We start from the raw sequence: 20,846 nt of genomic DNA, 5'->3' as shown, positions 1-20,846 counted from the left end.
ACGGTCGCGGACGCCCGCCGCTTCCGGCCGCTCCCGCCCCCGGTCCGGCGGCGGAAGAGCCGCCCCGCTCCCGCGCCTCAGCCCTCCCCGCCCCCCAGCAGGCGGATCTGCGCCGCCGGGAGACCCCGCGCCCACCAGTGGTCGTAGCGGCGGTAGACCAGCGGGTCCCGGCCCGCCAGCAGGGCCGTCAGCGACGCGGCCTCCGCCGCCAGGCCCTCCCACACCGGCTCCGGGAGCCGGTGGAACGCGGTGGCCTCGATCCCGCCCTCCACGGCCCGCCAGACGCCCGCCACCCGACCGTCCACCAGCAGAGTGGGCAGCACGTCTCCGTTCACCCGGATCACCTGCCCCCGGTACTCCGGCGGGATCATCCGCCCGCGGTCGTCGTAGGCCAGCAGGACGCTGTCCCACATCGCCATCAGCCGCGGCGGCGCGGGTGTCTCCCCCTCCGGCCGCGGCGCTCCGGGGACGTCGAGCAGCGCCACCCCCTCCGGGCCCGCCACCTCCTCCAGCTCCGGACCGAGCGCCCGCACCGCGGCCCTGACCCGGGTGCGGCCGGTCATCGTGAAGCGGGCCATGTCGGCCACCGACGCGGGTCCGAAGCCCGCCAGGTACCGCAGCAGCAGGGTGCGCAGCCCGGCGTCGTGCGCCGCCGGGTCGGTGAGCCGCGGGGGTCCGCCGGGGCCGGCCCAGGTGTGCCGCGGGCCGTACGACCAGGTGTCCGCCGTCGGCGCGTGCCACCAGGGGGCGTACTGCCGCAGCATGCGCCAGGCCGCCGGGTCCAGCGGCACCCCCAGCCGCTCACCGGCCCAGGCCCGCGCCTCGGCGTCCGCCCGGGGCGGGTCGGCGTACTCCAGGAGGGCGGCCACGAGGGCCTGCGCCTCGTCGGGGGTGATGCCCGACGCGCGGAACCGGGCGTCGCCGAGCCGGGCCGCGCGCAGCGTCGGCTCCATGGCCTCCCGGAACACCCCGAAGTCCGTGGCGGCCACCATGTGCAGCGTGACGCGCATGAGCGTCGACTTCACCAGCCGGCGTTCCGCGAGCGCCGTGTCGAGGGCCGCGGGGTCGAAGCCGTCGACACGGTTCCACAGGGCGAGATACGGCGACGCGTGCTGCTGCGCCTGGAGTGCGACGATCCGCCGCACGGCGTCCACCACGTCCAGCGGCTGCCGCTCCAGCAGCGACTGCCGGGCGAGTGTCGAGCGGTTGAGGGCACGCGCGCTGAGGGCCATGGCCGTCATTCTCGCCCGGTCCGTCTCCCGCCCCGGGCCCGGTCCGTCTCCCGCCCCGGCACAGCACGGGCCACCGCGCATCAGCCGATCGGACGACACGGCCGTCCACCGACCGGGCCTGGCCGCCGACCCGCTGTGCCGACGGGCCGGTCCGGTGCCGGAGTCCAGGATGGGACACACGGGCCGGCCCGCCCCGGCCCCGACCGGTCCGGCGGCGGGCGCACCCCCGAAGCGCCCGCTGCCGGTCCCGCCCCGCGGTCCCGGCCCGGGGCCGGACACCGAAGCGAGCACGAGGAGCACCGCCATGAACGCGCCCGACCGCGCCCTGCTGGAGGCCGCCGCCCGCGGCGACGCCGGCGCCGTGCGCGCCGCACTCGACGACGGGGCCGCCGTCGACGCCCGCGACGGACACCGCCGCACGCCGCTGCTGCTCGCCGCTCTCGCCGACCACACGGAGGCCGCGCGGGTGCTGGTCGCCGCCGGTGCCGACCCCGACGCCCAGGACGACCGGCTGGACAGCCCGTGGCTGGTCACCGGCGTCACCGGCAGCGTCGCGATGATGAGGCTGCTGCTGCCCGCGGGACCCGATCCGAAGGTGACGAACCGGTTCGGCGGGACCGCCCTCATCCCGGCGGCCGAGCGCGGGCACACCGAGTACGTCCGCGCCGTGCTCCGGGAGAGCGACATCGACGTCGACCACGTCAACCAGCTCGGCTGGACCGCCCTCCTGGAGGCGGTGATCCTCGGCGACGGCGGTCGCGACCACGAGGAGGTCGTCGAGCTGCTGGTCACCGCCGGGGCCGACCCGGAACTCGCCGACCGGGACGGTGTGACCGCGCTGGCCCACGCCGAGCGGCGCGGCTTCGCCGGGATCGCCGGACTCCTCGGGGCCGTGCGGTGAGGCGGGCCGCGAGCGCCGCCGCGGCGGCACTGGTGCTGGCGACCGGGTGCGCCGCGGGAGGGGAGCCCGGTTCCGCCCCGCGCCCGTCCGCGTCCGCGCAGGCCGCAAGCCCGTCCGCCGCCACCCCGTCCGCCTCCGCCCCGTCCGGGCGGACCCCCTCCGGCACCGTCCTGGTCGCCGACTTCGGCGCGGACACGGTCACCTTCGTCGACCCCGCCCGCGGCGCCTTCGACTCGGTGGAGGTCGGCACCGCGCCGTACGGCCTCGCCGTCGGCGACGACGGGCGGGCCTGGGTGGCCACCGCCGAGGGCGTCGCGGTGGTGGACACCGCCACCCGGAGCCGGATCGCCCTCGTCCCGTACGAGACGGACGGCATCGGGCCTCCCGGGCACGGCGAGTACCGGGGCGGCGGCATGGGCATCGCCCTCGCGCCGGACGGCCGCCACGCGTACGTGGGCGTCAACCGGCCGGGCGGGAACGGCGCCGTGGAGGTGGTGGACACCGCCTCGCTCGAGGTGACCGGCACCGCCGCCGTCGGCCGCCGCCCCTTCGACGTGGACGTCTCCCGGGACGGCCGCGAGGTCTACGCGACCGACCACGACTCGTTCGACGTCACCGTGGTCTCCACCGGCACCCTCGCCACCCGGCGGATCGAGGTCGCGCCCTACGGCACCGAGGGCGGCCTGGGATCGTGGCTCAAGCCGCACTACGCGGTGGTACGGCCGTCGGACGGCCGGCTGCTGCTGCCGTTCGAGGGGGAGCGGCTGGTCGTCCTCGACCCCGCCACCGGGACGTCGCGCATCGAAGCGATGACCGCCGACACCCATCAGCACGGGGCGGCGATCACCGCCGACGGCACGCTGCTGGTGGTCGGCACCGGCCCCATCGACCCGTCGACCGACGAGGGCCCCTCGCTCACCGTCCGCGCCCCGGACGGCCGGGAGCGGGTCATCCCGCTGGACGGACCCCACGAGGACGTGGCCGTCTCCCCGGACGGCCGTACCGCCTACGTCACGGGCGGGTTCACCCGTGACGGCTACTGGGACGGGATCACCGTGGTCGATCTCCCGTCCGGCGACACCCGGCGGCTCGACGCAGGCAGCCGCCCGCTGGGGGTGGCGGTGCTCTGAGCCGCGCCGGCCGCCGTCAGGGGCCTGTGCCGCGCCGGTCGCCGCAGGGGCCTGTGCGGCGACGGCCGCCGCAGGGGCCGGGAGGTTCCGGAACGTCGCCGTCCGCGACCGTTCCGGAGCCGGCTTCGACCGACTCGGCCCGTGGCTCTCTGGTGGTGGCCGGTTTCGCCGTGTAGCGTCCCTTCACAGATGTCGTGGTTCGCAGTCCCTGCCCGCGCTCCGGCGTGGGCGCTTTGCTGTGCAGTGCAGGACCAGGGCGATCACCTCCGGGTCCGCGCGGTGCGGATCCGATATCGACTGAGAGGCACCAGCATGGCCAGCGGCACCGTCAAGTGGTTCAACTCCGAAAAGGGCTTCGGCTTCATCTCGCAGGACGGCGGCGGCCCCGACGTCTTCGCCCACTACTCGAACATCAACGCCCAGGGCTTCCGTGAGCTCCAGGAGGGCCAGGCCGTCACGTTCGACGTGACGCAGGGCCAGAAGGGCCCGCAGGCGGAGAACATCACCATCGCCTGACGCGCGTACCACTCGCCGCGCCCCCCGGAGCAGCCGCTCCGGGGGGCGCGGTCGTCCGCCGGCCCATACAGCGCCGCCCACGACCGCCCGCGTTCCCGCACAGCCCCGCCCCGCAGCCCTGCCCCCGGCACCCCTGCCCCGGGAACCCGCCGCGTCTCAACTGGCGGTCGGACGTTGATCGTTGCACCCCGCCGTGCTGCAATGACCGGCGTGACAGGTCACTCCTGGCTGCGCCGCCGCCTCTTCCTGGACCTCGCGCGGACGTCGTCCGCCGCGTGTTCCGCGCGCCGCTGACCCCGCGCGACTTCGTCGCCCGACCCTCCGGTCACCCGCTCTTCCCTTCCGCGGAACTCCCGCGCCCTCCCGCGTAGCGCCTGCCCGTCCGCGCGCCCGCGTGCCCCGCGTGCCCTTGCGGCGCCGGGGCCGCCGGGCGTGCCGCCGGCGTGCGCCGCCGACCTCATCGGAGCAGCCCCATGTCTCCTCGCACCGTCCCCGTTCCCGTTCCCGTCTCCGCGGCCGGCGCCTTCCCCGCCCGCCGCGGGGCCGCGAGCCGTCGTCTCCGTCTCGCGGCGGTGGCCGCCGCACTGGTGACGGCCGCACCTCTGACGGCGGGTACCGCCGCCGCCACGTCTCCCGCCGCGGCGGCGCCTTCCCCCGCGCCGCCCGCCAACCCCTATCTGGCGCCCGGCGGCGCCGCCGCCATGCACGGCGACAGCGCCTCCTCCGACACCACGCCCCTGGCCGGGCCCGGCACCGGGAGCCTGACCTCACGGCGGACGGCCCTCCAGTCCGCCTGCCCGACGGTCCTCGCCGGATCGGACGGCATCCCGGTCGCCGTCTGCACGGGCATGTTCGACCGGGCGCCCCACGTCCACCTCCTCGACCCGGCGACCGGCGACTCCGTGACCACGCTCGACCTGGAGAAGAGCAGCATCCTCGGCGGCATCTACAGCTACCTCGACCACCTCGACCGGCTGGTCGTCGCCGACGGCTCCGGCGATCTGCTGCGGATCGCCCACCACCGGGGCGCCGACGGCCGGTGGCAGCTGCGGATCGTGGAGCGCACGCCGTTCGGCCCGGCCCTGGCGGAGGGCGACTCGGTGGTCGGACTCGCCCCCGACCTGCGGGGACGGGTGTGGTTCGCCACCGCGCTCGGTGTCGTCGGCACGGTGGACACCGCCACCGGCGCGGTACGCCACCGGGCGCTCGGCGAAGGGGTCGCCAACAGCATCTCCACGGCGCCCGGCGGCACGGCCGTCGCCACCGACCGCGCCCTCCACCTGCTCACCGCGGGCGACGACGGCGTCCCGCGCACCGAGTGGCGCCGCGCCTACGACCAGGGGCCGCACCGCAAGCCCGGCCGGCTCAGCCGCGGCACCGGGTCGACCCCCACCTTCTTCGGCCCCCGGACCGGGGCCGAGTACCTGGCGATCACCGACAACGCGGCGGCGCAGGAGAAGCTGATCGTGCTGGCCGCCGACGGGGGCCGCACGGTCTGCGAGCTGCCGGTCCTCGCCGCGGACGGCAGCGGCACCGAGAACTCGCCCGTCGGGTACGGCAACAGCGTCTACGTGGCCGACACCTACGGCTACCCGTACCCCGCCGTCCCGGACGGCGCGGGCGACGCCGTCCCGGCCACGGCGCCCTTCAGGGGCGGGGTCACCCGGGTCGACGTCGACGCCGACGGCGAGGGGTGCGCGGTGAAGTGGACCAGCGCGGTGCGCTCGGCCGCGGTGCCCAAGCTCTCCGTCGCCGACGGCAGGCTCTACACGGTGGAACGGACCGGCGTGATCGACCCCGCGCGGACGGGCATCCTCGACCGGTTCGACGCCGTCTCCCTCGACAGCGCCACGGGCCGGGTCACGGGCCGGCACCACCTGGGCACGGGATTCCTCTTCGACACGCTCCAGATGGCGGGGAACGTCACCGCGGGCGGAGTGCTCTGGCAGGGCACGGTCACCGGGATCCTGCGGATCGCGCCCAGGACCGCCCCCACGAACGCGTCCACGACCTCCTGACCTCCCGCCCCCGCGCGGGGGCGGCGCACGCACGGCCGGGGGCGCGGTGACCGCACCGCGCCCCCGGCCCACCCGTACGGGTGATCACGAGCAGGGCCCGGGATCCCGTCGGGTGCGACGTACGTCTCATCTCAGCGGCACCAGCACATGGACGGCCTTCCCGCCGGGCACGGAGACGATGGTGACATCCTTGCTGAGACGGCGTACGACCCGCAGACCGAACCCGCCGGGACTCATGTCCCCCGACGCGGTGGGCTGCGCTGTCGGCCAGGCGTGGCTGCGGTCGGCGACCGTGATCCACAGGCCCTCGTCCGACACCGAAGCGGTGAAGGAACTCACTCCGCCGCCGTGCCGGATGGCGTTCGTCACCAGCTCCGAGGTCACCAGCAGCGCGTCGGCCACGACCACATCGTCGTCGGGCCCCGTGGGCTGCCTGCAGAATTCCTCGTCCAGCAGCCGGCGTACCTCGTCGCGCGCGGACGCCGCGGTGACGTCCCGCTCCTCCGCGAGCAGTTCCGAGCGGACCGAAGCCGTTTCGTCCGTGGTCATGCGCAGAACCCCCTGTCTCGACCTGAGTCCGTATGGTGTTCGTCTGTCCACGGAGGGGGCTTTGCACACGTAACGAACCCGACGGATCATGTTCCGGGCCGGGAGAGGGTGCCGGTGGAGGGGGACACGCCCGGGGCTGCTGGGACAGTTGCCGGGCGGCTACTATTCGAGCTGGTCGAGGGTCCGCCCCGGCACCGCAAGACGCAGTCGTTCGAGAGGCGAAGATGAGTTCCACCGAGTCCGCCGTACGGGATCGTCTGGCAGAGGTACTGACACGACGGGGCACCGAGATCGCCGACCGGTGGGTGCAGCTGCAGCTCGACCGGGTCGATCCCGGCGTCCAGCCGGTCCCCGAGGCCGACCTGCGCGAGGAGGGCGACGCGCTCGTCACCGCGCTGGCGGCCGCCATGGCCCGGCCGGTGCCGACGACCCATCTGCTCACCGGACACCCCGAACTCCACGACACCGTGGTCGACATGTCGCTGCGACGGGCCCGTTCCGGATCGGTGGCGTCGGCCACCTCGCAGGCCGTGCTCGGCCTCAAGGAAGCGCTCCTGGAGGCCGTCCGGCACGAGGAGTTCGGGCCGGAGGACATGTTCCACGCCGCCCTGCTGGTCAACCTGCTCCTCGACGCGGCGGGCGCCCTGAGCTTCGAGACCTACGCCGACGGCCGCGAGGAGATCATCCGGCGCCAGAGCCGCCAGCTGCTGGAGGCGTCCACCCCCGTGGTGCGGCTGTGGCGCGACGTCCTCGCCGTCCCGCTCATCGGCAACCTCGACACCGCCCGCAGCCAGGTCGTGATGGAGAACCTGCTGGAGGCGATCCAGCGGCACGGGGCACGCGTCGCGATCATCGACATCACCGGCGTCCCGATGGTGGACACCTCCGTCGCGCAGCACCTGATGCAGACGGTCAAGGCGGTGCGCCTGATGGGCGCCGAGTGCGTCGTCAGCGGCATCCGCCCGGCGATCGCCCAGACCATCGTCCAGCTCGGCATCGACCTGTCGGGCATCCTCACCCGCGCGACCCTCGCCGACGCCCTGGAGACCGCCGTCGGGCTCACCGGCCAGGAGTCCGTCCAGGACACGGTGGCGGCCGCGGCGGCGGACGGGGTGCGGAGCGCGCGATGAGCCTTTCCGACATCGGCCGCGTGCCGATCCTCAGGCTGGGGGACACGCTGGTCACCGGACTCCTCAGCGAGCTGGACGACACCTCGGCGATGGCCCTGGCCGAGGAACTGACGGCCCGTATCGCCGAGGACGGCGCCCGCGGGGTGCTGATCGACATCTCCCGGGTCCAGGTCATCGACTCGTTCGTGGCCCGCGCCCTGATGGAACTCAGCACCATGGCGCAGCTGCTGGGCGCCCGGGTGATCGTCGCCGGGATGAGCCCTTCCGTGGCGGTGACCCTGGTGGAGCTGGGCATCGACCTCAGCGGCGTGGAGACCGCGCTCGACGCCGAGCGCGGCATGGCCGCCCTCGGCTGGTCGCAGACCTCCGCGCCGCCGCGGACGCGCGCGGCGGACGGGAAGGCCGCGTGATGCGGCCCGACGAGGAGGGCCCGTACGGCGCCCGCGCGGCGACGGCCGGCGCACCCGCCGTGGGCGGGCAGCGCGGGCCCCTGGCGGACAGCGCCGACGGTCCCGCCGAGTGCCAGGTCCGCACCGAGGAGGACCTGCTGACGGCGCGTCACGCCGTACGCGCCGCCACCCAGCGGCTCGGCTTCAGCCTCGTGGACCAGACCCGGATCGTCACCGCCGCGAGCGAACTCGCCCGCAACGCCTTCGTCCACGGGGGCGGCGGGGTCCTGCGCATCGAGGTCCTGCGCCGGGGCGGCGGACGCGGACTGCGCCTGACCGTCCGCGACGACGGCCCGGGCATCGACGACCTCGACGGCGCCCTCACCGACGGGTTCACCACCGGCGGGGGACTCGGCCACGGCCTGGGAGGGGCACGGCGCCTGATGCACGAGTTCGACGTCTACAGCACACCCGGCGAGGGCACCACGGTGACCGCCGTGCGGTGGACGGACCGATGACGGCGTCCGCCGAGCCGATGCCGCCCACCGCCCAGGTGCGCATCGACCACGAGAGCGCCGTGCACCTGGCGGCCACCGTCGCCCGCGACACGGCGCTGCGCTGCGGCCTGGACGGGGCGAGCCCCGACCGCGCCGCGGCCGTGGCGAGCGAACTCGCCAGCAACCTCCACAAGCACGCCAGGGACGGCGTCTGCTACGTCCAGCCGCTGCCGCTCGGCCGGGGGCTGGAGATCGCCGCCGTCGACCGCGGCCCCGGCATGGCGGACCTGAGCCGGTGCCTCGCGGACGGGTACACCACCACCGGCACGCTCGGCACCGGCCTCGGCGCGGTCCGCCGGGTCGCCACCGACTTCGTCGTCCGCAGCCACGTGGGCCACGGCACCGCCGCCTCGGCACGCATCGCCGCCGGGGCGCACACGGCCTCGGCGGGCGTCGGGTCCGTGTGCCTGCCCGCCGACGGCGAGACGGCGTGCGGCGACGCCTGCGCCGTCCGCGACACCGACGCCGGCCGCACCGGCATCGTCGTGGACGGGCTCGGCCACGGCGAGCCCGCCGCCCGTGCCGCGCACACCGCGCTGCGGACCTTCGACAGCACCTGCGCCCTGCCGCTGCCGGAGATCATGCAGGCGCTGCACCGGGCACTGCGGCACACCCGGGGCGCGGCGATAGGGCTGCTGCGCCTGCTGCCCGGCCGCGCCGAGTTCTGCGGCGTCGGCAACATCCGCATGTGCCTGGTGTCCGCCGACGCGCCGCTGCAGCGTCAGGAGAGCCGTCCCGGCGTCGTCGGCTGGAACCTGCCCACACCGCAGGTGCGCACCACGCCGGTGGAGGCGGGGCGGCTCGTCGTCCTCCACTCGGACGGCATCGAGGCCCGGTGGGCCCACTCCCCGCCGCCGGCCATGCTCCGCCTGCCCGCCGAACTCCTGCCCGTCGCGCTCGCCCACCGCCACCGGAGGTCGAGGGACGACGCGACGGCACTGACCCTCACGGTGCCCCGATGACCGAACCCACCGGCCGGCGACGGCCACTGGAGAGCCTTGCCGAGGTGCGCCGTGCCGTGCGCGGCATCGCGTCCCGCCACGGCCTGCCGGTCCGGACCCGCGCGCGGCTCACCGCCTCCGTCGCCGAGGTGGCCCGCCGCGACCTGGACCGGGGCCGCCCCGTCGGCCTGACCGCGCGCCGCGGCGCCGGCGGCGGACCGGCCGCCGGCATCCTCACCGTGGCGCTCAGCACCGCCCCGCCGGCCGATCCGGGCGCCCTGGCGCTCCTGCCGGCGCCCGCGGCCGCCGGAGCACGCCGGACCGAGTGGCGGATCGCGCTTCCGGCGCCCCGCGCCGCCGGGGACACGACGGCCGCAGGCGACGGCGCCGAGGACGCCGCCGAGGAGGAACTGGCCCTCCTGCTGGCCGACATGGACGCGCTGACCGCCGACCACGAGCGCCTCAAGCACGAGCTCGACGAGACCAACAGCGGCGTCCTCGCCCTCTACGTCCAGCTGGAGGAGCGCGACGAACAGCTGCGCCGGGCCCACGGCCAGATGCTGCGCGAGCTCGAGGACGCCCTGCGGCCCCCGCCGCTGTCGGTCCCCGGCCTCGATCTCGCCGTGCACTACGCGCCCGCGGACACCGACGCGCCCACCGGCGGGGACCTGTACGACTGGTTCGTGCTGCCCGACGGCAGCGTCCACATCACCGTCGTGGACGCCCTGGGCCACGGGGTGGGCAGCACCCGCGCCGCCCTCGACGTGACCCACGCCGTCCGCACGCTCGCCCTGGACGGCTACCCGCTGAAGACCATCGTCGGGCGGGCGAGCGAGGTCCTGCACGGCCTCGACCCCGACCTGATGGCCACCGTGCTGCTGGCCCGGATCGACCCGGCCGGCGGAGAGCTGCTGCTGGCCAACGGCAGCCATCCGCCCGCGCTCCTGGTACGGGCCGACGGCGGGACCGAGTACCTGGACGTGCACGGCAGGGGCGTCGGCTATCCCCTGCCGGGCAGCGACCACGTCCTGCGCGCCCGCTTCGACCCGGGCGACCTGCTGGTCCTCTACACCGACGGGCTCACCGAGAGCCGCCGCGACCCGCTGGAGGGCGAACGCCGCCTGGCGGCGTCGGCCGCGCGCCACGCGGACCGCCCGGTGGAGGAGATCCCCGGCGCCATCGCCGCGGACATGCACACCCTGGTGCTCCACCCGGACGACACGCTGGCCCTCACCCTGCGCAGACGCCGGCGCTAGCGCACCACAGGGCGCCCCGGCGCGGACGCCCGTTGACGGCACGACGGCACGACTGAACGACGGACAACGGAGAACAGAACGAGCCGCCCGGCCGAAGCCCTGCCGGGCGGTCCGCACGGACGGCCGCCGGGAGCCCCGGCGGAGAGAGAGACTGAGGACGTGGAAAGATCTGCCGCCTTCGAGCGGGAACTGCGCGGTGCCGCACCGCACGCCCTGCTGGACGTGGTCACCACCGCGCTCGCCGAGCGCTACGGCGCACTGAACGTCGAGCTGCGGATGGCGGACTACGCCATGCGCTCGCTCCAGGCCGTCGGCGACCGGCCGGGGGCCGGGGAGCCCGTCGCCGTGCACGGCACCCCCCAGGGGCGCGCCTTCGGCGCCCAGGAGGCGTCCCTCGCGCGGGGCCGGGCACACGTCGACGTCCACCTTCCCGTCACCATCCGCGGCGACCGCCTCGGCGTGCTGTCCGTGCGGGTTCCCGCCGACCGGTTCACCCAGGACCTGGTGCCCGAGCTCGAATACGTCTGCCAGGCCCTCGGCCACGAGATCCTGGTCGCCGAGCGCGACACCGACCTCTACGTGCTCGCCCGCCGCGCGGCCCGGCTGACGCTCGCCGCGGAGATGCAGTGGCAGCTGCTGCCCGGACGCTCCTGCGAGCGCGACGAGTTCGCGCTCGGCGCCCACCTGGAGCCGGCGTACGCGATCTTCGGCGACAGCTACGACTGGTCCGTCTCCGCCGACCACCTCACCCTCTCCGTCGCCAACGGGATGGGGGAGGGCATCGAGGCCGCGCTGCTGAGCAACCTCGCCGTCAGCGCGCTGCGCAACGCGCGCCGTGCGGGACTCGGGCTGGCCGACCAGGCCGCCCTCGCCGACCAGGCGGTGTACTCCCACTACCAGGGCCGCGCCCACGTCTCGGTGCTGCTGCTGCGCTTCGACTGCAACACCGGCGAGGTCGAGGCGGTCGACGCGGGCTCCCCCCGGATGTGGCGTCTGCGCGGGCGCACGGTCGAGGCCGTCCCGTTCGACCACCAGCTGCCGCTGGGCATGTTCGAGGACACGGTCTACACCGTCCAGCGGTTCACGGTGCGGCCGGGCGACCGGCTGCTCTTCGGCAGCGACGGGGTGTACGACGCGTCGTCCCCGGGCGGCGAGCGGTACGGTGAACGCGCGCTCTCCCGCTCGCTCCTCGGCACCGCCCTGCTGCCCCCGGCCCAGGTGCCGCACGCCGTGCTGCGCGAACTCGCCGGGTACCACGGGGAGACGCCGCTGGACGACGACGCGCTGGTCGTCTGCCTCGACTGGTACGGGCGCCCGGACGCCGGCGGTCCGGCCGCGGCGACGGTGACGCCGGAGAGCTGAACCCGGCAGCCCGGCCGCGACGGTGACGCCGGAGAGCTGAGCCCGGTGTCCGGACCGCGGCGGCGGTGACCGCCGAGCGCATCCGGCAGGCACCGGCTGGTGGGGGACGGCCGTCAGGGGCCGCGGCCGCTCCGCCTCAGGCGGATCGGGCGCCCTTGACCGCCACGGGTCTCCGGGGCAGCGTGCCCGCGTCGTCGACGGCCTCCTGGAAGCTCGTGAGTCCGCGCAGCAGCGCCGAGCGCGCCGACGGCGGCATCGCGGCGATCACCTCCAGCAGCGCCTCCTGCCGCTGGGACCGCAGATCGCGCAGGTACGCCCGGCCCCGGGAGGTCAGCCGCAGCTCCAGTTCACGCCTGCTGACCTGGCTCGGCTGGCGCCGCACGAAGCCCAGCGCCTCCAGCCGGTCGCACAGCCGGCTCACCGACGGGGGAGCGGAGCCCAGCACCTGTCCCAGGGTGCGCAGATTGATGCCGTCGTCACGGTCGAGGCAGTACAGGACGCGCAGTTGGGACGCCGACACCGGCGCGGGCGACACCATGTCCTTGCCGCGTTCCCACAGCACCTCCAGGAGCTCGATCAGCTCACGCGCGGCCTCCGCGGTCGCCTCGGACCCGCTGTCGGGAGCGGTGCTGTTCGCGTCCATATCAGGTGACACTCCGAAATCAGACGTCCTCGGCCGGTGGCGCCGCCGGCGCTGTGCGCGCCCGCCCTGGCAACTCCCGGAAAGCGTTGACCGTTCGGTTCCGCAGCACGCATCGGTGGGACGGGCCGCGTGCGAAGCCCTCACCGGGCGGGTTGCTCCGTGCTCCACCATATCCGGCCGCTCCGCCGGGTCGGCAGCGGCGGCGCGGTGCCGCCCACCGGCAAGCGGGCGGCACGGCCACCGTCAGGTGTCCGTGGGGGAGCCGAGGACGTCCGCCCAGACGCGCTTGCCGTCGGCCCGGCTGTCCACTCCCCACCCGGAGGCGAGGTGGTCGAGAAGGTGCAGACCGAAGCCGCCCGACGCGGTGGCGACGCCCGGTGTGCGCTGGGCGAGCGGCTCCGGGCTCCCGTCGCGCACGGCGATCCGCACTCCGTCGGGGAGCGGCTCCACGTGGAGCCAGGCGTCCGTGCCCGCGTGCCGGTGGGCGTTGGTCACGAGTTCCGACACGAGCAGGACGGCCACCTCGACGCGCTCGGACGGCCACCCCCAGGTGCCGAGGGCAGCGGCGGTCAGGTCGCGGGCGCGGGCGAACGCGCCCGGCTCCTGAGGAATGTGCCAGATGTGCCCTTGCGCGTCCATCACATCCCCCGTATCACTCGCCCCGGCCAGAAAGTACCGCAATGAAGGCTACGCGATGGCCGTAAGTCCACGCTCGCGGCGGCGGAAGCCGTGCGGTACGGCCGGCGCCGCGGAGCCGGCCCGGCGGCGCCGCCCGCCCCCGAGGGGGAGGGGCGCCACCGGGCCGGGCCGGGCTATGCCTGCGGTTCCCCGGCCTCGCCGATGGCCGCCACGGCCGCCTCCACGTCGGTGTGCAGCGGGGTGGTCACCGTGAGGCCGGTGATCTCCAGCAGCCGCCGCACCGCCGGGGTGGGGGACACGAGGTGCACGTCGCCGCCCTTCTCCCGGGCCTCGCGGGACCCCTTGATCACGACGTTGAGGCCCGAGGAGTCCATGAACGTGAGCGCCGACAGGTCCAGCACCAGGTGGCGGCGGCCGTGCGTGAACTGGTTCGCCATGTGGTGGTGCAGGAAGGTGGCGGTCTCGATGTCCAGTTCGCCGCCGACGGTCAGCACGGCCGTCACGTCGTCGCGGATCTCGACCTCGATGTCCAGGTCTTCTTCTCGAACGCCCATGGCTCTCCTGCTCCTCGGTGGTGGGGACGTCCCGGGATTCTCTCCCGGCTCCGGCCCGGACACCCGCGCGGTGTCCGTGCACAGATTGTCATGCGGCAACTGTCACTGTCCGGCGGGGGGCGGGTACTGGCGGGCATGGCGCCGGGGAACGCGGGCAGGCGACGAGCAGGACGGCCGCCGGACGGAGAGAAGATCACGGCTTCCGGCTGCCCCCGGACGAGAGGACGATGCACCATGATCGCAGGCGGAACCCCGATTCTCACCACGCTCACCGACTCCGACCAGGCCGTGGCCCACGCCGAGGAGGACGTACGGGGCCGGAAGGTGAGGGACGCGGAGGGCAACGACCTCGGACGCGTCGCCGACCTCCTCGTCGACGCCGAGGAGCGCAAGGTCCGGTTCCTGCTGGTCGAGCACGGCGGCTTCCTCGGGCTGGGGGAGAAGAAGTCCTTCGTCCCCGTGGACGCCGTGGTGCGGGTCACGGACGACAGCGTGCACATCGCACCCTCCCACCAGCAGGTCGCGGGGGCGCCGGCCTACGACCCCGACCTCGTCGACGCGGGCGAGTACTACGCGGGTGTGTACCGCCACTACGGCTACGCGCCCTACTGGGGCGCGGGCTACGTCTACCCGGGCTACCCGTTCATCCGCTGAAGGCCGGACGCGGCCCCGGAGCCCCGCCCGGGGGCCTCAGTTGTGACCCTGATGTGAAGCCGGAGCGCCCGCCGTGTGTGGGTGTTGCCGTGCGGCATCGATCCAGGGGTGATTGTGGCGGCTCGGCTTGAAGCCGCTTCGTCCGGCGGGTGATGGTGGGTCCACCCGCGAAGTACCAGCGGCCACCGTGATGTCCAGCGGAAGGGACGGGGCCGGCCGACCGGCCCTGCGTCATGACAGCTCCCGAGGAGTCCCCGGTTCAACAGCAAGGCGTGCCCACCGTGACCGTTTCCTGGCTGCGGGCGCCGTATCCGTCGTTCGTCGCCGACCCCGACGGAGGCGTGGTGGAGGTGAACGAGGCCGCCACCCGCCTCTTCCCCGGGATGATCACCGGCGCCTGGCTGACCGACGTCGCCCCCGCCTGGCTGGCCGACGCCCACCAGCGGTTCACCGAGACCGCCCGGCGCCTGCCGGCGCAGGCCGCGGCGGACCCCGGGCCGGTTGCCGCCGACGGTGCGCAGCCCTCCGGGCGGCTCGCCGGCATCCCGGCGCAGGCCGCCCGCGGCTCCCACGGCGGCCGGCAGTTCGAGGCCCATCCCTCGCCCTCGGCCGGCGGGGACGTGGCCTGGTGGCTGGCGGACGACACCGACCGGCACGCGGCGGAGGAGGCCCTGCGCGACGAACGGGAACGGGCGCTGCTGCTGACCGAGGCATCCTCCCAGCTGCTCGCGTCGCTGAACGTCGAGCGCTGCATGGAGGTGACCGCCCAGCTCGCCGCCGAGCACCTGGCCGACGCGGCCGTCGTCGTCGCACCGCGCAGCGGACGCCGTCACGCGGTCATCGTGGCCTCCGACGGCCGGACGAGCCGGCACTCCACCTCCATGGACCCCACCCTCGTCCCCGGACTCGCCGAGGCGCTCCAGGGCTTCCCGCCGGTGCCGTCGCGCTGGATCGACCCGCTCGCGCTGCCGGCCTGGGTGGTCCCCGACTACTGGGACGGCCCCGTGGGGTCCGTGGTGGTCACCCCGCTCCCCGGGCACGGTGTGCCCGCCGGGGCCCTGATCCTGCTCCGCCGCGACGGACGCGCCGCCTTCACCGCCTCCGACGAGCTGTTCGGCAGGCTCTTCGCGGCCCGCGCCGGCGCGGCCGTCTCCGCCGCCCGCATGTACAGCGAGCAGGCGGCCATCACCCGGACCCTGATGGCGGAACTCCTCCCGCCGCGCCTCCACCACGTGAACGGCGTCGACTACGCGGGCGGCTACCGCGCCGCCCGCGACTCGGAACGCGTCGGCGGGGACTTCTACGACGTGCACCCCGGCGCCACCCCCGACAGCCCGTCCCTGGTCGTCCTGGGCGACGTGTGCGGCAAGGGCCTGGAGGCGGCGGTGCTCACGGGCCGGATCCGTACGACGCTCCAGGCGATGCTGCCGCTGGCGGAGGACCACCAGCGGATGCTGCGCCTGCTCAACGGATCACTGGTGACCTCCCGTCACACCCGCTTCGCCACGCTGGTCCTGGCCTCCGTGCACCGCGAGGGCGGGCGCGCCCGGCTGCGGCTGACCAGCGCCGGCCATCCGCCGCCGCTGATCGTGCGCAACACCGGAGAGGTCGAGGAGGCCGACACCGCCGGCACCCTCGTCGGCGCCCTGCCGCAGGTGTCCGCCCGCACGGCAGTCGCCGAACTGGCGCCGGGCGAGAGCTGCGTGCTCTACACCGACGGCATCACCGAAGCGCGCGGCGGCCCGCTCGGCGGGGAGATGTTCGGCGAGTCCCGGCTCAAGGCGGCGCTCTCGGAGTGCGCCGGCCTGCCGGCCGAAGCCGTGGTCGAGCGGGTGCAGATGCTCGCCGCGCAGTGGGTGGGGGAGGGGGCGCACGACGACATGGCCGTCGTCGTCGTCACCGCGCCGCACTCGAACCACCTGACCGCCGTGGACGGCCGGACGAGAGGCAGGTTCACCGCATGACGGCCCCCCTGACGACCCAGGAGAGCGCCGGCTCCCACCGGGAGGACGCGCCGGCCGGCGACGCCTCCCGGGTCTGCCGCGAAACCCGCGAACTGCTCTGGGCGGCGGTTCTCCAACGAGACGAGCGGGCCGCCGCCCGCACCGTGTTCGCCGCGCTCGACGCCGGGGTCACCGCCGAACAGGTGCTGCTCGACGTCATCGCCCCCGTCCAGACGACGGTCGGCGAGGAATGGGCGGCCGGCCGCATCAACGTCGCCCAGGAGCACGCCGCGACCGCCATCCACGAGCGGGTCATCGCCGCCGTCGCCCTGCACTCCGACGCCCCGGACACCCACGGCGACGTCAGAGTCGCGGTGGCCTGCGTCGACGGCGAGTGGCACGCGCTGCCCGCCCGGATCCTCGCCGAGGTCCTGCGCGCCCGCGGGTTCGCCGTCGACTTCCTGGGCGCGCAGGTGCCCACCCCCCACCTCATCGGGCACCTGCACCAGACCGGCCCGGACGTGGTCGCCCTCTCCTCCTCCCTCCCCACCCGGCTGCCGGCCGCCCACGCGGCGATCACCGCCGTCCAGGCGGTCGGGACCCCGGTGGTGACCGGAGGCGCCGCCTTCGGCACCGACGGGCGCTACGCAGGGCTCCTCGGGGCGGACGGCTGGGCCCGGGACGCCCGGGACGCGCCCCGCGCCATCGGCGAGGCGATCGACGGAGGCGTCCGCACCCCCTTCCACCAGCCCATCGACGACCTGCCGCATCTGGCCGACCAGGAGTACACCCTGATCAGCCGGAGTCGCCCGGAGCTGGTGCGCACCACCATGACCGGGCTGGAGGAACGCGTCCCGGCCGTCCGCGCCTACACCGCGGGCCAGCGCGAGCGCACCTCGGAGGACGTCGCGCACATCGTCGACTTCCTGGCCGCGTCCCTGTACACCGACGACCGCGCCCTGTTCGGCGGGTTCCTCGGCTGGACCGGCGACATCCTGGAGGCGCGCGGCGTGCCGGCGGCCGTCCTGCTGCCGGGCCTCGAACTCCTGTCGGAGGAGCTCAAGGACTTCCCCCGCGCCCTCCGCCATCTCGCCCACGGCCGCGCCACCGTGGCCGCCCGCCCGAAAGCAGCGTCCGGACAGCAGGCATGACCACACACCCCGACGACATCCTCCAGCTCACCGTCACCACCGCCGCGGACGGCGGCGTCTGCCTGCGTCTCGCGGGCGAACTCGACTGGGAGAGCGCGGCCGATCTCGTGGAGAGCGTCCGTGACCACCTCGGCCGGACGCCCGTGCGCCTGCCCGTGCACGTCGACTGCGCGCAGCTGACGGTCTGCGACTCGACAGGGCTGTCGGCGCTGCTGATGGTGCACCGCGACGTCACGGCTTCGGGCGCCGTCCTGCGCCTGGAGAACCGGCCGGCGTTCCTCGACCGCATGCTCACCCTGACGGGCACCCTGGACCATCTGACCGGCTCCCTGCCCCCGGCCGGCCGGCTCGAGGACGACGGGACCGACTTCCCGCGCTGAGGGCCCGCCCGTACCCACCTTTTTGTGCGTACTGGGCAGGAGCCCCGCTGCCGGGAGAGTCTGGTGACGGGCGCCGGGCAGCGGGCCGGGCGCCCGCCGAACGGAGGTGACGCCCTGTCAGGAAACGGGTGAGGTCCCGGCCCCCACGGGCCCCGCGGACCGCCCGGTCATCATGTCCAGCCTGCGGTGCCCCCAGTCGGACAGGGGCGCCAGCGCCTCGGACAGTTCGAGGCCGAACGGGGTCAGGGAGTACTCCGTCCTCAGCGGCAGCACATCGTGCACCTCCCGGTGCACCAGACCGTCCGACTCCATCTCGCGCAGTGCCTGCGTGAGCACCTTCTCGCTCAGGCCCGGCAGGCGGCGGCGCAGTGCGCCGGGCCGCTGCGGTCCGGGCTCCAGCAGCCACAGCAGCGCGGTCTTCCACTTGCCGTCGATCACGGCGATCGCGGCGGTCACTCCGCACACGTCCGTGTCCAGGGCCCGGCTGCGCGTCATCGTCCGCCCGTCCTCGTCGTTCTCGTCGTGCTCGTCGATCTCGTCATTCGCGCACGTCTCACAGGGAGTTCACTCATGTCCGCACACACCCAGCCGTCCGACGTCACCGTACTCGGTCTGGGTCCCATGGGCCGCGCGCTGGCCGGCGCCTTCCTCGGCGCGGGCCTGCGCACCACGGTCTGGAACCGCACCCCGGGCCGGGACGGGGAACTGGCCGAGCAGGGCGCCGCGCGCGCCGCGACGGCCGCCGACGCGGCCGCCGCCTCCCCGCTCACCGTGGTCTGCGTCGTCGACTACGACGCCGCCGACGCGGTGCTGCGCGCCGACGCGGTGACCGCCGCCCTCGCCGGCCGCACGGTCGTGAACCTGACGGCCGACACCCCGGAGCGCGCCCGTGGCACCGCCCGCTGGGCGAAGGACCACGGGGTCCGCTACCTCGACGGGGCGATCATGACGCCGACCACGACCATCGGCACCCCCGACGCGGTCCTCATCCACAGCGGCCCCGAGGAGCTGTACGAGGAGCACCGCCCCGTCCTCGCGGCGCTGGGCGGCACCCACACCCACCTCGGCGACGAGATCGGCCGCGCGGCCGCCTACGACGTCGCCCTGCTCGACATCTTCTGGACCGCGATGGCCGGATGGGCGCACGCCGTGGCCCTGGCCCGCGCCGAGGGGATCACCGCACGCGAGCTCGCTCCGTTCGCCCAGGGCATCGGCGCCATCCTGCCGCCGCTCTTCGCGGAGACCGCCGAGGACGCCGACGGCGGCACCTGGTCCGGTGAGGGCAACCCGCTGACCTCGGCGGTGTCGTCGATGTCCCACGTCGTCGAGGTGTCCGAGTCGCACGGCATCGACGCGGGCGTCATGCGCGCCGCCGAGGGCATCGCCCGGCGCACCGTCGGGCTCGGCCACGGGGCCGACGGCTTCGTCCGCATCGCGGAGGTGCTCGGCCGCCGCTGAGCGGTCCGCCCGCCCCCGCCCCTTCCCCGCACCCGGCGGGGGCCGGGGGTGGCCGGAGCACCCCCGCGGGCGTGGCAGGATCGGGGGAATGGTGGAACGTATCATCGCCGCGTGTGACGGGGCGTCGAAGGGCAATCCCGGGCCGGCCGCCTGGGCCTGGGTGATCGCCGGTACCGGCGGCGCGGTGACCTCGTGGGAGGCGGGACCGCTCGGGCGGGCGACCAACAACGTCGCCGAACTCACCGCGCTGCGGGAACTGCTCGCCACCACCGGGCCCGAGGTCCCGCTGGAGGTGCGCATGGACTCCCAGTACGCGATGAAGGCGGTGACGACCTGGCTCCCCGGCTGGCGCCGCAAGGGCTGGAAGACGGCCTCCGGCACCCCGGTCGCCAACCAGGACCTGGTCATGGCCATCGACGCGCTGCTCGCAGGCCGTGACGTGCGCTTCGTCTACACCCCCGCCCACCAGGTCGACGGCGACCCGCTGAACGCCGCCGCCGACGCGGCCGCGAGCCAGGCCGCCCGCACCCAGCAGGCCGCCGGCTCCGCGCAGGGTTCCGCGCTGCCGCCGCCGGAGCCGCCGTCCAAGCCGGCCGCCGCCCGTGCCCGGCGTCCCGCCGCGGGTGGCGGGGCAGCTGCGAAGGGCGGCTCCCGCGCCACGCTGAAGGCCAAGTTCCCCGGCCGCTGCCGGTGCGGCAAGCCCTACGCCAAGGGTGAGTCGATCAAGAAGAACGCCGACGGCTGGGGCCACCCCGCCTGCGCCGCGGTCGGTCCGGCCGACTGACCCGCGGGCTGTTCGGGCGCGGTCCTGGACCTGCCAGGTGAGGTCGGCGGGGGCCGTCCGGCGGGGGCCGTCCCGTGTGCGCCGCGGTCGGTCCGGCCGACTGACCCGCTCCGTGCTCAGGCGCGGTCCTCGACCAGCGCGGCGAGGTTGGCGAGCGCCATCCGCGTCCCCGCCTCGTTGTCCTCGGGCCGGACGGCGTCCGGCAGCCCTTCGTGCACGATCAGCACCTCCGTGCCGCCGTCCGGGGCCGCGGTCAGCGAAGTCGTCATCGTCATCGTGCCGCCCAGGGCCGGATCCGCCGACTCGAAGGCGAGCACCTCGACCACCTTCGCCCCGGGGACGAGCTCGGCGAAGTGGCCGTGGTACGTGTCGGTCCGGGCGTCGGACTTGCCCGCCGGGCCCGGGGCCTCGTACGTCAGCGAGACCCGGAACCCGCCCCCCGGCCGGGCGTCGAACTCGTGCACCCGCGCGCTCATCCCGTCCGGCACCCGCCATCGCGCGACGGCGCCGGGATCGAGCAGCGCCCGGTAGACGGCGGCGGGGGAGGCGTTCACATGGCGGGAGACGCGCGTCGTGTGCATGGACCGAATCTACGGGCCGCCGTCCCCGTCCGGCAGGGCGTTCCGGGGCCGGGTCCGGGTCCGGGTCGCAGGCCCGAC

23 protein-coding genes are annotated in these 20,846 nt (G+C 75.3%); 16 read left to right on the top strand and 7 right to left on the bottom strand.

The genetic code is table 11. The features are described from left to right. Window positions 1–77: 77 nt before the first annotated feature. Window positions 78–1,232, bottom strand: a complete 1,155-nt coding sequence (locus IAG43_RS01525; RefSeq protein WP_187738939.1) for a winged helix DNA-binding domain-containing protein — start codon at window positions 1,230–1,232, stop codon at window positions 78–80. A 304-nt stretch (window positions 1,233–1,536) separates the two neighbouring features. Between IAG43_RS01525 and IAG43_RS01520 the strand changes: the two genes are divergently transcribed. From IAG43_RS01520 to IAG43_RS01505, 4 genes are all read left to right on the top strand, one after another. Continuing rightward, the gene (locus IAG43_RS01520) at window positions 1,537–2,133 is read left to right on the top strand and encodes an ankyrin repeat domain-containing protein (protein WP_187738938.1); all 597 of its coding nucleotides are present in this window, start codon (window positions 1,537–1,539) and stop codon (window positions 2,131–2,133) included. Beyond that, the gene (locus tag IAG43_RS01515; RefSeq protein ID WP_187738937.1) at window positions 2,130–3,263 is read left to right on the top strand and encodes a beta-propeller fold lactonase family protein; all 1,134 of its coding nucleotides are present in this window, start codon (window positions 2,130–2,132) and stop codon (window positions 3,261–3,263) included. The genes IAG43_RS01520 and IAG43_RS01515 overlap by 4 nt, the downstream gene beginning before the upstream one ends. Window positions 3,264–3,575: 312 nt before the next feature. Further along, the gene (locus IAG43_RS01510; RefSeq protein ID WP_147988844.1) at window positions 3,576–3,779 is read left to right on the top strand and encodes a cold-shock protein; all 204 of its coding nucleotides are present in this window, start codon (window positions 3,576–3,578) and stop codon (window positions 3,777–3,779) included. Between the two features lie 473 nt (window positions 3,780–4,252). After that, window positions 4,253–5,797: a hypothetical protein gene (locus tag IAG43_RS01505; protein WP_246574027.1), complete on the top strand. Its 1,545-nt coding sequence runs from the start codon at window positions 4,253–4,255 to the stop codon at window positions 5,795–5,797. A 126-nt stretch (window positions 5,798–5,923) separates the two neighbouring features. Here IAG43_RS01505 and IAG43_RS01500 read toward each other — a convergent pair whose 3' ends face one another. Then, entirely contained in the window at window positions 5,924–6,346 is a 423-nt protein-coding gene (locus IAG43_RS01500; protein ID WP_187738936.1) for an ATP-binding protein, read from the bottom strand. Between the two features lie 224 nt (window positions 6,347–6,570). Between IAG43_RS01500 and IAG43_RS01495 the strand changes: the two genes are divergently transcribed. The 6 genes from IAG43_RS01495 to IAG43_RS01470 all read left to right on the top strand — a co-directional run bounded on the left by IAG43_RS01495 (window position 6,571) and on the right by IAG43_RS01470 (window position 11,981). Then, window positions 6,571–7,476, top strand: coding sequence for an STAS domain-containing protein (locus IAG43_RS01495; protein ID WP_187738935.1), 906 nt, complete (start codon window positions 6,571–6,573; stop codon window positions 7,474–7,476). Next, entirely contained in the window at window positions 7,473–7,886 is a 414-nt protein-coding gene (locus IAG43_RS01490) for an STAS domain-containing protein (RefSeq protein ID WP_187738934.1), read from the top strand. Before IAG43_RS01495 ends, IAG43_RS01490 begins: the two co-directional genes overlap by 4 nt. A gap of 80 nt (window positions 7,887–7,966) precedes the next feature. Next, complete coding sequence (locus IAG43_RS01485; RefSeq protein ID WP_425508635.1) at window positions 7,967–8,383, top strand: ATP-binding protein; 417 nt, start codon at window positions 7,967–7,969, stop codon at window positions 8,381–8,383. Beyond that, window positions 8,380–9,384, top strand: coding sequence for a SpoIIE family protein phosphatase (locus IAG43_RS01480; protein WP_187738933.1), 1,005 nt, complete (start codon window positions 8,380–8,382; stop codon window positions 9,382–9,384). The genes IAG43_RS01485 and IAG43_RS01480 overlap by 4 nt, the downstream gene beginning before the upstream one ends. Then, complete coding sequence (locus tag IAG43_RS01475) at window positions 9,381–10,619, top strand: PP2C family protein-serine/threonine phosphatase (protein WP_187738932.1); 1,239 nt, start codon at window positions 9,381–9,383, stop codon at window positions 10,617–10,619. Before IAG43_RS01480 ends, IAG43_RS01475 begins: the two co-directional genes overlap by 4 nt. 159 nt (window positions 10,620–10,778) lie before the next feature. After that, window positions 10,779–11,981: a PP2C family protein-serine/threonine phosphatase gene (locus tag IAG43_RS01470; protein WP_187738931.1), complete on the top strand. Its 1,203-nt coding sequence runs from the start codon at window positions 10,779–10,781 to the stop codon at window positions 11,979–11,981. Between the two features lie 136 nt (window positions 11,982–12,117). On the opposite strand, the gene IAG43_RS01465 is transcribed toward IAG43_RS01470, so the two are convergent. The 3 genes from IAG43_RS01465 to IAG43_RS01455 form a co-directional block, all read right to left on the bottom strand. Next, window positions 12,118–12,624 (bottom strand): MarR family winged helix-turn-helix transcriptional regulator, encoded by a 507-nt coding sequence (locus IAG43_RS01465; RefSeq protein ID WP_187738930.1) that lies wholly within the window; start codon window positions 12,622–12,624, stop codon window positions 12,118–12,120. A 243-nt stretch (window positions 12,625–12,867) separates the two neighbouring features. Continuing rightward, complete coding sequence (locus tag IAG43_RS01460; protein ID WP_187738929.1) at window positions 12,868–13,263, bottom strand: ATP-binding protein; 396 nt, start codon at window positions 13,261–13,263, stop codon at window positions 12,868–12,870. Window positions 13,264–13,436: 173 nt separating this feature from the next. Further along, window positions 13,437–13,817, bottom strand: coding sequence for an STAS domain-containing protein (locus IAG43_RS01455; protein ID WP_187738928.1), 381 nt, complete (start codon window positions 13,815–13,817; stop codon window positions 13,437–13,439). A gap of 234 nt (window positions 13,818–14,051) precedes the next feature. Here IAG43_RS01455 and IAG43_RS01450 point away from each other — a divergent pair, with 234 nt between their 5' ends. The 4 genes from IAG43_RS01450 to IAG43_RS01435 all read left to right on the top strand — a co-directional run bounded on the left by IAG43_RS01450 (window position 14,052) and on the right by IAG43_RS01435 (window position 17,945). After that, complete coding sequence (locus IAG43_RS01450; protein WP_187738927.1) at window positions 14,052–14,471, top strand: PRC-barrel domain-containing protein; 420 nt, start codon at window positions 14,052–14,054, stop codon at window positions 14,469–14,471. Window positions 14,472–14,704: 233 nt separating this feature from the next. Beyond that, window positions 14,705–16,435 carry a PP2C family protein-serine/threonine phosphatase gene (locus IAG43_RS01445; RefSeq protein WP_187738926.1) on the top strand — a complete coding sequence of 577 codons (1,731 nt, stop codon included), beginning with the start codon at window positions 14,705–14,707 and terminating at the stop codon, window positions 16,433–16,435. After that, window positions 16,432–17,565: a cobalamin B12-binding domain-containing protein gene (locus IAG43_RS01440; protein ID WP_187738925.1), complete on the top strand. Its 1,134-nt coding sequence runs from the start codon at window positions 16,432–16,434 to the stop codon at window positions 17,563–17,565. The genes IAG43_RS01445 and IAG43_RS01440 overlap by 4 nt, the downstream gene beginning before the upstream one ends. Further along, the gene (locus IAG43_RS01435; RefSeq protein WP_187738924.1) at window positions 17,562–17,945 is read left to right on the top strand and encodes an STAS domain-containing protein; all 384 of its coding nucleotides are present in this window, start codon (window positions 17,562–17,564) and stop codon (window positions 17,943–17,945) included. The genes IAG43_RS01440 and IAG43_RS01435 overlap by 4 nt, the downstream gene beginning before the upstream one ends. A gap of 117 nt (window positions 17,946–18,062) precedes the next feature. On the opposite strand, the gene IAG43_RS01430 is transcribed toward IAG43_RS01435, so the two are convergent. After that, window positions 18,063–18,440 (bottom strand): winged helix-turn-helix transcriptional regulator, encoded by a 378-nt coding sequence (locus tag IAG43_RS01430; RefSeq protein ID WP_187738923.1) that lies wholly within the window; start codon window positions 18,438–18,440, stop codon window positions 18,063–18,065. 75 nt (window positions 18,441–18,515) lie between these two features. Between IAG43_RS01430 and IAG43_RS01425 the strand changes: the two genes are divergently transcribed. Together IAG43_RS01425 and IAG43_RS01420 are read left to right on the top strand one after the other, a co-directional pair. Then, the gene (locus IAG43_RS01425; protein WP_187738922.1) at window positions 18,516–19,403 is read left to right on the top strand and encodes an NAD(P)-dependent oxidoreductase; all 888 of its coding nucleotides are present in this window, start codon (window positions 18,516–18,518) and stop codon (window positions 19,401–19,403) included. An 88-nt stretch (window positions 19,404–19,491) separates the two neighbouring features. Further along, on the top strand, window positions 19,492–20,187 hold the full coding sequence (locus IAG43_RS01420; protein WP_187738921.1) for a ribonuclease H family protein: 696 nt from the start codon (window positions 19,492–19,494) through the stop codon (window positions 20,185–20,187). A 116-nt stretch (window positions 20,188–20,303) separates the two neighbouring features. On the opposite strand, the gene IAG43_RS01415 is transcribed toward IAG43_RS01420, so the two are convergent. Next, a complete protein-coding gene (locus tag IAG43_RS01415; protein ID WP_187738920.1) occupies window positions 20,304–20,768 on the bottom strand; it encodes an SRPBCC family protein in 465 nt (154 codons plus the stop codon). Window positions 20,769–20,846 lie beyond the last annotated feature (78 nt).

Source organism: Streptomyces genisteinicus, assembly GCF_014489615.1.
In the GTDB taxonomy this organism is placed as follows: domain Bacteria; phylum Actinomycetota; class Actinomycetes; order Streptomycetales; family Streptomycetaceae; genus Streptomyces; species Streptomyces genisteinicus.
Note: the sequence above shows the minus strand (reverse complement) of the source record. Positions and strands in the feature narration are given on the sequence as shown.

Coding starts and splice junctions, on each gene's coding strand:
- IAG43_RS01450 (WP_187738927.1), top strand. CDS start 14,052: ATGATCGCAGGCGGAACCCCGATTCTCACCACGCTCACCGACTCCGAC.
- IAG43_RS01420 (WP_187738921.1), top strand. CDS start 19,492: ATGGTGGAACGTATCATCGCCGCGTGTGACGGGGCGTCGAAGGGCAAT.
- IAG43_RS01415 (WP_187738920.1), bottom strand. CDS start 20,768: ATGCACACGACGCGCGTCTCCCGCCATGTGAACGCCTCCCCCGCCGCC.
- IAG43_RS01455 (WP_187738928.1), bottom strand. CDS start 13,817: ATGGGCGTTCGAGAAGAAGACCTGGACATCGAGGTCGAGATCCGCGAC.
- IAG43_RS01425 (WP_187738922.1), top strand. CDS start 18,516: ATGTCCGCACACACCCAGCCGTCCGACGTCACCGTACTCGGTCTGGGT.
- IAG43_RS01445 (WP_187738926.1), top strand. CDS start 14,705: ATGACAGCTCCCGAGGAGTCCCCGGTTCAACAGCAAGGCGTGCCCACC.
- IAG43_RS01475 (WP_187738932.1), top strand. CDS start 9,381: ATGACCGAACCCACCGGCCGGCGACGGCCACTGGAGAGCCTTGCCGAG.
- IAG43_RS01495 (WP_187738935.1), top strand. CDS start 6,571: ATGAGTTCCACCGAGTCCGCCGTACGGGATCGTCTGGCAGAGGTACTG.
- IAG43_RS01490 (WP_187738934.1), top strand. CDS start 7,473: ATGAGCCTTTCCGACATCGGCCGCGTGCCGATCCTCAGGCTGGGGGAC.
- IAG43_RS01480 (WP_187738933.1), top strand. CDS start 8,380: ATGACGGCGTCCGCCGAGCCGATGCCGCCCACCGCCCAGGTGCGCATC.
- IAG43_RS01510 (WP_147988844.1), top strand. CDS start 3,576: ATGGCCAGCGGCACCGTCAAGTGGTTCAACTCCGAAAAGGGCTTCGGC.
- IAG43_RS01465 (WP_187738930.1), bottom strand. CDS start 12,624: ATGGACGCGAACAGCACCGCTCCCGACAGCGGGTCCGAGGCGACCGCG.
- IAG43_RS01435 (WP_187738924.1), top strand. CDS start 17,562: ATGACCACACACCCCGACGACATCCTCCAGCTCACCGTCACCACCGCC.
- IAG43_RS01440 (WP_187738925.1), top strand. CDS start 16,432: ATGACGGCCCCCCTGACGACCCAGGAGAGCGCCGGCTCCCACCGGGAG.
- IAG43_RS01430 (WP_187738923.1), bottom strand. CDS start 18,440: ATGACGCGCAGCCGGGCCCTGGACACGGACGTGTGCGGAGTGACCGCC.
- IAG43_RS01520 (WP_187738938.1), top strand. CDS start 1,537: ATGAACGCGCCCGACCGCGCCCTGCTGGAGGCCGCCGCCCGCGGCGAC.
- IAG43_RS01500 (WP_187738936.1), bottom strand. CDS start 6,346: ATGACCACGGACGAAACGGCTTCGGTCCGCTCGGAACTGCTCGCGGAG.
- IAG43_RS01460 (WP_187738929.1), bottom strand. CDS start 13,263: ATGGACGCGCAAGGGCACATCTGGCACATTCCTCAGGAGCCGGGCGCG.
- IAG43_RS01505 (WP_246574027.1), top strand. CDS start 4,253: ATGTCTCCTCGCACCGTCCCCGTTCCCGTTCCCGTCTCCGCGGCCGGC.
- IAG43_RS01525 (WP_187738939.1), bottom strand. CDS start 1,232: ATGGCCCTCAGCGCGCGTGCCCTCAACCGCTCGACACTCGCCCGGCAG.